At 53.2% G+C, this 2,004-nt stretch carries 1 protein-coding gene and 1 pseudogene; both read right to left on the reverse strand.

Annotated elements, in window-relative coordinates:
* Positions 1-191, reverse strand: a pseudogene (locus tag ACTHS3_RS12035) (polysaccharide export protein Wza); the annotation flags it as partial.
* 43 nt (positions 192-234) lie between these two features.
* Positions 235-2,004, reverse strand: a 1,770-nt coding sequence (locus tag ACTHS3_RS12040; protein ID WP_440368041.1) for a polysaccharide biosynthesis protein, incomplete at its 5' end; no start/stop codon positions are given.

The raw sequence follows: 2,004 nt of genomic DNA on the forward strand, positions 1-2,004 counted from the left end.
ATTTTTTCAATCAGGTTGGGCGTGATGGGGTAAACGGCAACGCGGCTGTCGAGGTTGGTATCGGCTGCGGTGTCGGTATCGGTGTAAACAATGGTTTTGGTTCTGGTTTTGATGGTTGAACCGGGAATGACAGTCGTGCTGTTGCAGGCAGTCAGTGCGAATAGAGTAAGCAGGGAGAGCGTTTTTTTCATGTAGTAGTCCTTGCAGTATGGTGTCCGGGCCGTCTGAAAATGTTCAGACGGCCTTATTGTTTTGTTGCCAAACCAAGTCGCAGATACCGTCTTTGGGTACGAAGCCTGTCGGTGCGCGCAACAAAAGCTGGCGCAGGCTGTTTTGGTCGCTTTGGAGACAAGCGGTTTGGAGTTCCGACAGTATGTCAGATAATTGCGTCCATGGAAGCATTACTTCACTGGCGGTCATAATCCGGGGATGAGTGGTTTTTTGCACCTCGTCGCCGATGAGCAGTTCTTCATAAAGTTTCTCGCCTGGGCGCAGGCCGGTAATCTTGATTTCGATGTCGCCGTGCGGGTGTTGCTCGTCTTTGACTTTGAGGCCGCTGAGGACAATCATTTGACGGGCAAGGTCGATGATTTTGACAGATTCGCCCATGTCGAGGACGAATACGTCGCCGCCTTTACCCATTGCGCCGGCTTGGATAACCAGTTGCGCCGCTTCGGGAATGGTCATGAAGTAGCGGGTAATGTCTTGGTGGGTCAGGGTAATCGGGCCGCCTTCGGCAATTTGTTTTTCAAATACAGGGACAACGGAGCCGGACGAACCCAATACATTGCCGAAACGCACCATGCAGAAGCGTGTTTTTTGTTCCAGCTCAGCGGCAAGCGCTTGCAGGCAGAGTTCGGCCATGCGTTTGCTGGCGCCCATGGTATTGGTCGGACGGACGGCTTTGTCGGTGGAAATCAAAACAAAGGTGGAAACGCCTGCATCTACGGCAGCCTGCGCACAGCAGAGTGTGCCGAACACGTTGTTTTGGATGCCTTCGATGGTGTTGAACTCGACCATAGGGACGTGTTTGTAGGCTGCAGCATGATAAACGGTGTCAACGTGATAGGCCTTCATGATGCTGCTAAGGCGTTCTTTGTTTTGAACCGAGCCCAAAAGCGGTACGACTTCGACTTGGCTGCCTTGCGCCGCTTGGGTTTCGCGCAATTCTTTGTCTATGCTGTACAGGGCAAATTCAGACAATTCAAACAACAGCAGTTTGGTCGGACGGCAGTTGAGAATCTGACGGCAAAGTTCGGAGCCGATAGAGCCGCCTGCGCCGGTCACCATCACAACTTTGTCGCTGATGTCGGCGCTCATCAATTCAGGGCGTGGTGCCACAGGGGCGCGGCCGAGTAAATCGACCACAGAGATTTTTTTCAATGAGCTGACGTTGATTTTGCCGTCGACCAAATCTTTCATGCCCGGAATGGTCAGGACTTCGCATTTGTACGCTTCGAGGCGGCCGATGATGTCTTTGCGTTCTTCCGGCGTAGAACTTGGAATCGCCAGCAGGATTTTTCGGACGCCGTAGCGGCTGATCAGCATTGGGATTTCGTTGGGGTTGTAGACGGCAAGGTCATAGATGACGGTGCGTTGGATTTTCGGGTTGTCATCGACAAAGGCAATGGCCGAATATTCGTTAACCTGTTTGATGGCTTCCAACAACTGGCGGCCGGATTGGCCTGCACCGTAGATGATGACGGGGGTCATCTGTTTGCGGTGATGATCGGTCAGAATCGCACGCAGGATCATGCGCGAGCTGGTAACGCCGACCACCAAGACCAAGAAATAGACGATGGGCAGGGCAAGGTGTAGTTTTTGTTCAAAAATCAGGGTGGTCAGGCAGAACAAGACCGCTGAAATGATGCTGCCGAATGCGGCGGCGGTCAGGACGCGGATGCTGACGAAGCGCGTGACGGCGCGATAGAGGCCGATACGGATGAAAAGGATGATGGTCAGCAACGCGGTGCTGCCGAAAGCCAGCCAGTTGGCGATACTCAA

It is taken from the genome of Neisseria sp. P0009.S007 (assembly GCF_051962515.1).